Here is an 8,962-nt window from a genome sequence, read left to right as displayed (position 1 = left end):
AGACAGGGCCTCGATGCGGCCTTCGGCAATGCCGACGCCGGCGGTGATCAGGTTGGTGTAGACACCGCGCGCCGAAAGCCCGGCGATCAATTGCTCGAGGTCGCGGCGCAGCGTCGGCTCGCCGCCGGACAGATGCACCTGCAGAATGCCAAGATCGGCGGCCTGCGAGAAGAGATCGAGCCAAGTCTGCGTGTCGAGCTCGCGATTGGCCTTCAGCAATTCGAGCGGATTGGAGCAATAAGGGCACTGCAGCGGGCAGCGATGCGTCAGTTCCGCCAGCATGCCGATCGGAGGGAGAACGGGCTCGCTCATAGCTTCACCAGCAGCTTGTCCGACCATTCCTGCAGGAAGGCGATGACGTCGGCCGCCACGGCCTCCTGATCGGCGTCATAATCGGAGGCAAGATCGGCGATGATGTGGCCGACCGTGGATCGCCCATCGCAGCGGCGCAATATGTCGAGACTGATTTCGTTCGGCCAGAACACGTTCTCCGGCGAAAGCACGGCGAAGGCCTGCCGCACGGGGTCGTACTGTATGCGCACATGCTTCGGCAGCGATGGCACCGATCGCAACGACACGATGGCTCTTTCGCGCAGCGTCATCATCAGGCTGCCTCCGGGCGGAAGGCGCCGGGCGGTATGTTTCCCGGCGAACCATAGGCATGTTGAAGCGCGTCGAGCATGGCCCACAGTATATCGCATTTGAACACCAGCGCATCGATCGCCTGCTGCTGGCGTTCGGCCGTATCGGCATGGCTGAGCACGTAGGCGAGGGCGAACTCGGCGTCGCGCGATGCCTGTTGGGGCCGTCGGCTGAAATAGCCCAGCGTGTCCTCTGTGATGTAGTCGTATTTCGCCAGCATCGCCGGCACCCGCTCACCGATGATGGTCGGCGAGAACATCTCGGTCAGCGACGATGCGACCGCCTCGAGCAGCGTCCGGTTCGTGCAGAAGGAAAGGTAGGCGCCGACGGCGAAACGGGTCGCCGGCAGCGCCAGCCTTTCGCTCTTGACGGCCTCGGCATCGAGCCCGAGCGAGGTGGCCAGATGCAGCCAGCGCGCGATGCCGCCGCTCCAGCCGTCCTCGCCGTCGTGGTCCTCGATGCGTTTGCGCCAGGCGGCGCGAAACGCCGGATCCTCGGCACGCGCCAGGATCATGGCGTCCTTGCGCGGAATGACGGCCTGGTAGCAATAGCGGTTCAGCGCCCAGGCCTGCATTTCGGCCTTCGACAGCGCGCCACTGGTCATTCTGTGATGGAAAGGATGATGGTTGTGATAGCGCTCGTCACCGACCTGCCGCAGCACGGCCTCGAGCTGGCTCTTGGACAGGCCACCTTTGGCTGCATCGTGAAAATCGCTCAAAATTCCATCTCCATCCCATCGCTGGCGACTTCCCAGCCAGCCGCTTTGACCGCCGCGTGTTCGGCGGAATTCTCGTCGAGAACCGGATTGGTGTTGTTGATATGGACGAAGACACGGCGGCCGATCTTCACATCGGCCAAACCGGCAATCGAACCCGCTTCTCCAGACATTGCGATGTGGCCCATGCGCGCACCGGTTTTCGGGCCGACGCGGGCAGTGATCATCTCGTCGTCCGTGTAGACGGTGCCGTCGAACAGCAGGCAGGCGGCATTGGCCAGACGAGCGCGGAGCGCAGCATCGACGCCCGCGCAGCCCGGGATATAGAAGACAGCGCCGCGGCTGCCGGCCCCGGTGATACGGACTCCGATCGTGTCGCCCGTATCGGAGCTGAAGTCGGCGCCTGGATCGTCTCTTTGCTCGAGATAGAGTGCGATCTTCCCAGGCACGGGAAAGCTTTCCACGACCATGCCGGTCTCGCGGCCGTCCGCATCGCGGATCGCCAGTTCCTCCGTCGGCGTCAGGAGGCGCCGCGGCACGATCTGCGGATCGAGAACATTGAAGATCGAATTCGCCTCCAGCGTCGCCAGCACCTGTGCCGTTGCATAGATTGCGAAAGGCTGTCGTTCTCGCAGGCTGAGCAGGCCGGCGATATGGTCGACGTCGGCGTTGGTCAGCACCACCGCGCGGATGGGCGTCGAACGCAGCGGCGCGTCGTATGCGGGCTGGAGTTCAGGCGTTTGCGCAATCTGCTGGCGAATGTCGGGCGACGCGTTGAAGAGAACCCAGCCAGTCCCGTCCGCCGATGCGGCAATGGACGATTGGGTTCGTGAATGCACACCCGCAGTCCCGCTGCGAGCCGCGCGGCTCAGGCGATAATTGCAGTTCCATTGCGGAAAGCCGCCTCCCGCCGCCGATCCGATGATCTTCACGCGCATTGCAATGCCTGCTCCGCGGCCCATCTGACCGGCAGGAAATTCTCGATGTCAAACGGCTTCGCGCCAACGTTTCCCGCGGCAAAGCCCGTCGCGAAGACCTCACACGGCAAGGGGTGCGTGCCCCTATTGTCAGGGACACGCACCTCTGCGGCCTACTTCCTGGGAGGAATTTCAGCAGGCAGATACCGCGAAATTTCGAAGCCCGCAGCAACCTGGCACATGGTCGGTTTCTTCCAGCTCTTTTTCTTCATGGCATTCTCCTCTTCTGCCAGCCCGAAGGGGCCGGTCATGTCGTTGGCGCCATTGCGGGCGGTGCAATGGCTCGTCCATCACCTCACAAATGGACAAATGAAACACTGGGTTCTCAAACAATAGAAACAAACATGAATGGCATAACTGCCTGTCTCAAAGATCGCTTCCTTACCTCCATCACCTGTGCCGTCTCGCGCCGGTCAATCTCATCCCGGCGCCGCCGTGATCGGGTTGTCATGTTCGTCGATCAGCGGCACGTTGTAGTCGAGCAGGAGCTTGTTTATCTCCGCCTGGTTTTCCCGGATCACTTTGTTGAGCGTACGCTTCCATTCCTGGTCAGATGGACGCACTCCCATGGTGATGCGGTAGGACATACGCGAGCCGGTCTTTTCTTTGACCAGTGGGACCATCGTAACGTTCGCCTTGAGTTGTTTGACATAGTAGCCTGCCATCGGCCCCCACAGGATCGCCGCGTCGATCTTGCCGGCCAGCATGTCCTTGATCACAACCTCTGCCATCGACGGGGTGACGCGCGTGTCGACGGCCAACGGGTAGATTTTTGCCGTTCGCAAGAGTTTGTTGGCGGCCATGTTGGCAGTTGGCGGCGTGCGTTCGACGACACCGATCCTCTTGCCGATGAGTCTCGGATCCTCGATCGTCTCGCAACCCTCGAGGTCGTCGCCCTTCGGATGCACAAGCACATAGGAGGAGCGATAGTAGGCATTGGTGTTCTGCACCAGCGGATCACCTTGGGCATAGCCCATGATGACGTCGCATCGGTTGGCTCCGAGCGTGTTGCGCACGAAACCGATGACGGTCGGAAACCATGTGTAGGCGACCGACTTCCGCCCTGTCTTCCTGGCAACCAGCTCGGCCAGCTTGTTTTCGAAGCCTTGGCCGCTCTGGTCGGTAAACGGCATGTTCGAAGGATCGGCGCAGACGCGTAGAATGTCGGGATCGACCAGCTCTCCCGCAGCACCGAGGCCGGCGCCTTGCGCCAAGGCGCTCGACGGCAGCAGGGCGAGCGCGCCGAGAATGGGCAGAACGACGCGCGCCTTCGATGCAACGCAGCCGGTCACTTCATCCTCCCATGCAGGATGCTTCGGCATCCTTCGCCGCCTTGGCCTTGTCTTCGTGCTTGGGCGGCCTGCCGCGGGGTGCTGCGCCATCGGCACGAGCGCGCAGATAGACGTAGAGATCGTCCAGATAGCAGTAGACGTTCTTGTTATCGCCGAAGGCAGGCATGACGTTTTCCTTGCCGTTGCCGGTATTCTTCCGGCCCTGGGCGACGATCGAGAGGAAAGTGGGGTAGTCGATGTTTTTGAGGCTGTTGGCCAGGGCCGGCGCGTAGCTTGAACCCGTTCCGTCCTGTCCGTGACAGACATGGCAGTCCGAGTGATAGCGGCGGTAACCGCTGAACGTGTACCAATCCACGGTTCCATTCTCGATCTTGTAGGTCGGGTTCCCATCCGCGTCCAAATACTTGCCGCCTTCTTCCTTCACCGCCTTGGCTTTATCGGCACTGTCCTCGGCCCGGGCCAGACTTGAGCTGGCCAGAGGCAGAAGAGCCAGGGCGAGAACGGAAATTACAATGCGAACAGACATTCAGACGCTTCCTTATTTTGCCAAGGACAAAGGGTTTGCCGTTACGCCGCGGCATTGATCGATGTTTCGGATGCGCGGCAGATCGAGAGCCCGGAAGTACCTTCGGGTTATCCGGGCTCTCCTGTTTTCAGGCCTTCGCTCTAAGGCCATTCCCGGCTGTCAGTCCGGAAGACCGAAGACGGTCAGCTGGCCGCCCAGCGTCGTGTAGTCGGCAAGTGCAGCGTAGCCGCCGACTGCTCCGAGACCCGCGGTTCCGACGACTGTGGCCTGGTCGCCTTGCGCACGGCCCTGATCGACGGCGCCGTGCCAGGCCGCGGCTTGGTCGGGCGAAAGCAATCCGCCTGCCAGACCGATGCCGGCCCATCCGCCGACGCCGGACAGAACGGCGATGTACTGCTTGCCGTCATGCTCGAAGGGCGTGACGTTGCCGATGATGCCGGACGGGGTCTTGAACTTGTAGAGTTCCTTGCCGTTCTTATCGACCGCCTTGATGTAGCCTTCGAGCGTGCCGTAGAAGACCACGTCGCCGGCCGTCGCGAGCGCCCCGGACCACACCGAGAACTGCTCGGGCTTCGACCAGACGATCTTGCCCTTGGCGGCATCCCAGGCGATCAAGTTGCCCATGCTGTCGCCGCCAGGTGCGGGATACATCGACACGGTAGAGCCCACGTAAGGCTGACCGGCCGTGTAGCTCACCTTGTAAGGCTCGTAGTCCATGCAGACATGGTTGGTCGGCACGTAGAACAGGCCCGTCTTCGGCGAGTAGGTAGCCGGCTGCTGGTCCTTCGTTCCCAGCGCGGCGGGGCAGATACCGGTGGTGTTGGTATCTTCACCGTTCGCCTGGGGTGAGTATTTCTGAACGACCTCTGGACGACCGTACTTGTCGCTCTTCGGATCCATGTTGATCTTGGTGGCCCAGTTCACCGCCGGATCATATTTTTCGGCGACGAGAAGGTCGCCGGTGGCGCGATCCATGGTGTAGGCGAAACCATTGCGGTCGAAATGCACCAGCACGTCGTGCTTCTTGCCTTTGATCTCCATGTCGTCGACAAGGATCATCTCGTTGACGCCGTCATAGTCCCACTCATCGTGCGGGGTCATCTGGTAGACCCATTTGGCCATGCCGGTGTCGGCATCGCGGGCGAAGATGGTCATAGCCCAGCGATTGTCTCCGGGACGCTGGACCGGGTTCCACGTCGAGGGATTGCCGGTACCGTAGTAGACGAGGTTCAGCTTGGGATCATAGGAATACCAGCCCCATGTCGTGCCGCCGCCCGTCTTCCACTGTTCGCCTTCCCAGGTATTGGTGCCGGAGTCCTTTCCCACCGGCTTGCCGAGCTGCGTGGTCTTCTGGGGGTCGATCAAGGTGTCTGCATCCGGACCTTCCGAATAGGCCTTCCAGGCGAGCTTGCCGTCCTTCAGATTGTAGGCGGCTATCCAGCCGCGGACGCCGAATTCCGCCCCGGAAATACCGACGAGAACCTTGTCCTTGACGACCACGGGCGCCGACGTGCCGGATTCGCCCTTTCCACCATTGGTCTCATCGCCGTTCTTGGCTGTCCAGATAAGCTTTCCGGTCTTGGCGTCGAGCGCGACGAGGTTGGTGTCAGCCTGATTAAGAAAGATCATCGCCGGGCGGTCGCCATCGGCAGGTGCATAGGCAACGCCGCGATTGACCGTGTCGCAGCACATGATCGGAATGACGTTCGCGTCCTGCTTGGGCTCGTACTTCCAGAGGATCTTTCCGTCCTTGTTGAGATCGAGAGCGTAGACGGTGTTCGGGAACGGCGCGTGAACATACATCACATCGCCGACAATCAGCGGTCCGCCCTCATGGCCGCGCAGCACGCCGGTCGAGAAGGTCCACTTGACCTGCAGGTTCTTCACGTTCTCCTTGGTGATCTGCTTGAGCGGGGAGTAACGAGTGTTGGCGTAATCACCCGTCTGCATCACCCAGTCTTTCGGATTTTTGGCCATTTTCGCGAGCTCTTCGTTGGCTGACGCCGTATAGAGCGCGCCAAACGACAGTAGCGCCGAGGTCGATACAATGTAGGTTGCTTGCGTTAGTGCGCGCATCAAAATCCTCCCAGGTTCACAACGAGAAATCGATCTTAAAGCTCACAAGAGCTCGTCCAATCAATTCAATTTGGGAAGTATTTCCGGCAGCGTGTCACGACCTAGATCAAACTAGCAGAGGCGCATTTCTGCTCTCAACTCAGTCGACCTAGCCCTACACCCGCCCGATTGGCCTACGAAAGACTGCCGCCGCTCCCTTATTACGGCGACGTCCTTGAAGCCGGAAACAAGGTAAAGCTATGTCATCGCATAATGCCAGGCAAGGAAAAACCCCCGTGATGGTTTTGCATTGCAGCATACAAATGTTGCGACGCAATATAAAGAAGACATATAAATAAACCTCTTGATGGAGGGTTGCCAAAAGCTTGACTTAAGCTCCGATATATATAAAATTCATACTGATCTGTATTTACAATTATAATTGGATTGATCTTTATTGAATGCATATTTTACCAAAGTTGCCGGTTGTGACATCCTTGGCTGCCGTTAGTAAGGGGGGGCGTGAAAAGAACTCAGGAAAATAGGTGCGTGGCGAATCACCAAGCTGCCCTCGATCGCTGTTGAGGACGGGCAGGGCATTCCTCCTTTGGTCCTATATGGAGGCGGTGAGAGGTTGACCGGGCTCGCGGCATGTCGCCAACTGGGCGCGACGATGCTGTCTCGCCGCACCGCGCCCAGGCAACAGGAGGAATTTCTCATGGTCAGATATGTTGGATTTTCGATCCTGCCGCTCCTCCTTTCGTCGACAATAGTCCTTGCAAACCCGGCAGGCGCTGCGGGAGACTACCCGACGGCGACGATTGTCGACTATGTGCTCGGCTGCATGCAGACAAATGGCCAGACACGTCAGGCGTTGGAGAGTTGTTCCTGCTCGATCGATGTCATCGCCTCGATCCTTCCTTACGACCATTATGAGAGGGCCGAGACCTTCAAGAGCATGTCTCTGACGACAGGCGAGAATGCAGGCCTGTTTCGCGAAAGCGCACCGGCGAAAGCCGCGCGAACGGAGTTGAAGCGGGCGCAGGCGGAAGCCGACGTGCGTTGCTTCTAACACGTCGCCCATCAAGGGCATCCCGGCCCGCTGCAGGGTGATCAGGTCACGCCTGGAAATTGCTGATGGAACGACCGCAAAAGGTCGCTCGTTGCCTCTGGGCTGCGGTGCTGCCTGGGCAGGCTTACGTCGAAAATGCCGAGCACATGCGCGGGCCGCGGCGCGAGCACGATGATGCGATCCGACAGCGTCAGGGCCTCGGTCAGGTTGTGCGTCACCATCAGCGCGGTCGTAGGCCGGGCCGACCATACCGTAAGAAGCAGGTGACGGAGCTGCTCGGCGGTCCGCCCATCGAGCGAGACGAAGGGCTCGTCCAGGAAAAGCACCGCCGGTTCGGTCGCGAAGGCCCTGGCAAGGGCTGCCCTTCGTGCAAGGCCAAGCGAAAGCTCCGCCGGATAGAGCGAGCGCATGCCGGCGAGACCGAGCGTGTCAAACAGCCCGTCGAGATTTTTCGTTCGCAGGTCTTTCGGCAGCGCCAGCCTGACATTCTCCTCCACCGTCCGCCAGGGCAGCAGGGTGGGTTCCTGAAACACGGCGGCTATGCGGTTCGAGCCGCCTTCAGGCAGCTGGAAAGAGCCGGAAAACTGCCTGTCGAGCCCAAGCAGAATACGCAGCGTCGTGGTCTTGCCGCACCCCGATGGCCCGAGCAGGCAAGCGAATTCGCCTTGCCGGACCTCGAAGGAAAGGTTCTTGAGCGCCGTGACCGAGACGCCTTGCGCGGACCTGAAGGTCTTTTCGGCGATGTCGACCCTAAGCGGGACGACGGCGCCAACGGGTTGCATGTCGTTCAACGGGCTGCACCAGAAGAAGTTCGACGACGAGCATCACCGCCACGAACGCCAGCGTGTAGGCGAGAATGGCAGCGACGTCGAAAAGCTGGAAATAGAGATAGATCTGGAAGCCCACACCATTGGAGCGGCCGAGCAGTTCGACCACCAGAACGATCTTCCAGATGAGGGCGATGCCGGAACGCGAGGCCGCGGCCAGGTAGGGCTGCAGCTGCGGCAGCAGGATGTGGCGAACGCGGTCGAGCGGCCCGAAGCGGTACACAGCCGCCATTTCGGCGTAACTCGGGTCCAGCGCCCTGGCGCCCTCGCGCATGGTCACCACGACATTCGGGATCTTGTTCACGGCAACCGCGCCTATCGCCGCCACCTCATTGAGGCCGAACCAGATGTAGGCCAGCACGATGATCACCAGCGCAGGGATATTGAGGAACAGGATTACCCAGGGGTTGAAGAACCGGTCCGCGCCGCGGTAGCTGCCGAGGAGAATGCCGATCACCGATCCGACGATCATCGCAACGATGTATGCCGCGGCAACCCTGCCGAGAGTTGCGCCGAGATGGTAGAAGAGATCGCCGCTCGCCGCCTCCCTCAGCAATACCTGCCAGACCTGTCCCGGCCCCGGAAAGGCTCGGCTCGGCCAGGCATTCGCCGCCAGGCTCCACAGCAGGCAAAGCCCGAGCAGGGAGGCCACCACCGTCAGCGCGGGCATCAGCGTCGCTCGAGGGTCGGAACGGCTGGCAGTGTCGCCAGGCGTGCGGTCGCCGGTGTCTCCTGCGGTCATTTCGCCGGTTCCTGCCAGAACGTGCCCGGCGCCATCTCCGGCGCGCTGCCGACCAGCTTTTCGCCGCCGATCCCGGCCAGCACACGATAGAGCCTGCCGCCGTCGGCCGCTTCC

Annotated in this window: 11 protein-coding genes; 2 read left to right on the top strand and 9 right to left on the bottom strand. The window is 60.9% G+C overall.

The genetic code is table 11. The annotated features are described in order from the left end of the window. The 4 genes from EOA29_RS16230 to pqqB form a co-directional block, all read right to left on the bottom strand. Nucleotides 1–312 (bottom strand): radical SAM protein (locus tag EOA29_RS16230; RefSeq protein WP_127221144.1); only part of this gene is annotated, 312 nt, incomplete at its 3' end. After that, complete coding sequence (gene pqqD / locus EOA29_RS16225) at nt 309–605, bottom strand: pyrroloquinoline quinone biosynthesis peptide chaperone PqqD (RefSeq protein ID WP_127221143.1); 297 nt, start codon at nt 603–605, stop codon at nt 309–311. The genes pqqD and EOA29_RS16230, both read right to left, overlap by 4 nt. Then, nucleotides 605–1,360 carry a pyrroloquinoline-quinone synthase PqqC gene (gene pqqC, locus EOA29_RS16220; protein WP_126092677.1) on the bottom strand — a complete coding sequence of 252 codons (756 nt, stop codon included), beginning with the start codon at nt 1,358–1,360 and terminating at the stop codon, nt 605–607. Before pqqC ends, pqqD begins: the two co-directional genes overlap by 1 nt. Then, nucleotides 1,357–2,295 carry a pyrroloquinoline quinone biosynthesis protein PqqB gene (pqqB, locus tag EOA29_RS16215; protein WP_126092678.1) on the bottom strand — a complete coding sequence of 313 codons (939 nt, stop codon included), beginning with the start codon at nt 2,293–2,295 and terminating at the stop codon, nt 1,357–1,359. The genes pqqC and pqqB overlap by 4 nt, the downstream gene beginning before the upstream one ends. Nucleotides 2,296–2,340: 45 nt before the next feature. Here pqqB and EOA29_RS41435 point away from each other — a divergent pair, with 45 nt between their 5' ends. Next, on the top strand, nt 2,341–2,670 hold the full coding sequence (locus EOA29_RS41435; protein WP_189349935.1) for a hypothetical protein: 330 nt from the start codon (nt 2,341–2,343) through the stop codon (nt 2,668–2,670). An 83-nt stretch (nt 2,671–2,753) separates the two neighbouring features. On the opposite strand, the gene EOA29_RS16205 is transcribed toward EOA29_RS41435, so the two are convergent. The 3 genes from EOA29_RS16205 to EOA29_RS16195 form a co-directional block, all read right to left on the bottom strand. Beyond that, nucleotides 2,754–3,656 carry a quinoprotein dehydrogenase-associated putative ABC transporter substrate-binding protein gene (locus EOA29_RS16205; RefSeq protein WP_126092679.1) on the bottom strand — a complete coding sequence of 301 codons (903 nt, stop codon included), beginning with the start codon at nt 3,654–3,656 and terminating at the stop codon, nt 2,754–2,756. Continuing rightward, a complete protein-coding gene (locus EOA29_RS16200; RefSeq protein WP_126092680.1) occupies nt 3,628–4,152 on the bottom strand; it encodes a c-type cytochrome, methanol metabolism-related in 525 nt (174 codons plus the stop codon). The genes EOA29_RS16205 and EOA29_RS16200 overlap by 29 nt, the downstream gene beginning before the upstream one ends. 159 nt (nt 4,153–4,311) lie before the next feature. Further along, nucleotides 4,312–6,228, bottom strand: a complete 1,917-nt coding sequence (locus EOA29_RS16195; protein WP_126092681.1) for a methanol/ethanol family PQQ-dependent dehydrogenase — start codon at nt 6,226–6,228, stop codon at nt 4,312–4,314. 697 nt (nt 6,229–6,925) lie between these two features. Between EOA29_RS16195 and EOA29_RS16190 the strand changes: the two genes are divergently transcribed. Continuing rightward, nucleotides 6,926–7,279 (top strand): hypothetical protein, encoded by a 354-nt coding sequence (locus EOA29_RS16190; protein WP_126092682.1) that lies wholly within the window; start codon nt 6,926–6,928, stop codon nt 7,277–7,279. 41 nt (nt 7,280–7,320) lie between these two features. Here EOA29_RS16190 and EOA29_RS16185 read toward each other — a convergent pair whose 3' ends face one another. Further along, nucleotides 7,321–8,061, bottom strand: a complete 741-nt coding sequence (locus EOA29_RS16185; RefSeq protein ID WP_126095813.1) for an ATP-binding cassette domain-containing protein — start codon at nt 8,059–8,061, stop codon at nt 7,321–7,323. Further along, nucleotides 8,030–8,776 carry an ABC transporter permease gene (locus tag EOA29_RS16180; protein ID WP_126095812.1) on the bottom strand — a complete coding sequence of 249 codons (747 nt, stop codon included), beginning with the start codon at nt 8,774–8,776 and terminating at the stop codon, nt 8,030–8,032. The genes EOA29_RS16185 and EOA29_RS16180 overlap by 32 nt, the downstream gene beginning before the upstream one ends. Nucleotides 8,777–8,962: the final 186 nt, after the last annotated feature.

It is taken from the genome of Mesorhizobium sp. M1E.F.Ca.ET.063.01.1.1 (genome assembly GCF_003998155.1).
Taxonomy (GTDB): domain Bacteria; phylum Pseudomonadota; class Alphaproteobacteria; order Rhizobiales; family Rhizobiaceae; genus Mesorhizobium.
The sequence above is the reverse complement of the archived record's forward strand: the minus strand, read 5'-3'. Positions and strand labels throughout refer to the sequence as shown.

Bases quoted from the DNA above. Each gene is read 5' to 3' on its own strand.
- EOA29_RS16180 (WP_126095812.1), bottom strand. From the start codon at position 8,776: ATGCCCGCGCTGACGGTGGTGGCCTCCCTGCTCGGGCTTTGCCTGCTG.
- EOA29_RS16195 (WP_126092681.1), bottom strand. From the start codon at position 6,228: ATGCGCGCACTAACGCAAGCAACCTACATTGTATCGACCTCGGCGCTA.
- EOA29_RS16185 (WP_126095813.1), bottom strand. From the start codon at position 8,061: ATGCAACCCGTTGGCGCCGTCGTCCCGCTTAGGGTCGACATCGCCGAA.
- pqqD (WP_127221143.1), bottom strand. From the start codon at position 605: ATGATGACGCTGCGCGAAAGAGCCATCGTGTCGTTGCGATCGGTGCCA.
- EOA29_RS16205 (WP_126092679.1), bottom strand. From the start codon at position 3,656: ATGCCGAAGCATCCTGCATGGGAGGATGAAGTGACCGGCTGCGTTGCA.
- EOA29_RS16190 (WP_126092682.1), top strand. From the start codon at position 6,926: ATGGTCAGATATGTTGGATTTTCGATCCTGCCGCTCCTCCTTTCGTCG.
- pqqB (WP_126092678.1), bottom strand. From the start codon at position 2,295: ATGCGCGTGAAGATCATCGGATCGGCGGCGGGAGGCGGCTTTCCGCAA.
- EOA29_RS41435 (WP_189349935.1), top strand. From the start codon at position 2,341: ATGTCAAACGGCTTCGCGCCAACGTTTCCCGCGGCAAAGCCCGTCGCG.
- EOA29_RS16200 (WP_126092680.1), bottom strand. From the start codon at position 4,152: ATGTCTGTTCGCATTGTAATTTCCGTTCTCGCCCTGGCTCTTCTGCCT.